General features: G+C 50.5%; 1 rRNA gene. It reads right to left on the reverse strand.

The annotated features are described in order from the left end of the window. Positions 1 to 449, reverse strand: a 16S ribosomal RNA gene (locus ACM6IN_RS20435); the annotation flags it as partial. Between the last annotated feature and the right edge of the window lie 173 nt (positions 450 to 622).

The following is a 622-nucleotide window of genomic DNA, read 5'->3' on the forward strand; positions in this document are numbered from 1 at the left end:
CCCTTCCTCCCAACTTAAAGTGCTTTACAATCCGAAGACCTTCTTCACACACGCGGCATGGCTGGATCAGGCTTTCGCCCATTGTCCAATATTCCCCACTGCTGCCTCCCGTAGGAGTCTGGACCGTGTCTCAGTTCCAGTGTGACTGATCATCCTCTCAGACCAGTTACGGATCGTCGCCTTGGTGAGCCATTACCTCACCAACTAGCTAATCCGACCTAGGCTCATCTGATAGCGCAAGGCCCGAAGGTCCCCTGCTTTCTCCCGTAGGACGTATGCGGTATTAGCGTTCCTTTCGAAACGTTGTCCCCCACTACCAGGCAGATTCCTAGGCATTACTCACCCGTCCGCCGCTGAATCCAGGAGCAAGCTCCTCTCATCCGCTCGACTTGCATGTGTTAGGCCTGCCGCCAGCGTTCAATCTGAGCCATGATCAAACTCTTCAGTTCAAACATCTTTGGGTTTTTAAGAAACCCTAAACTTGGCTCAGCAATCGTTGGTTACATCTTTGATTTCTCGCGGAGTAACTTGTGATGCTGATAATCTTGTTGACTATCAGTCTGACTCCACAAGCACCCACACGAATTGCTTGATTCAGTTGTTAAAGAGCGGTTGGTTAAGA

Origin of the sequence: Pseudomonas sp. IT-P395, assembly GCF_949767675.1 — a bacterium.
In the GTDB taxonomy this organism is placed as follows: Bacteria; Pseudomonadota; Gammaproteobacteria; order Pseudomonadales; family Pseudomonadaceae; genus Aquipseudomonas.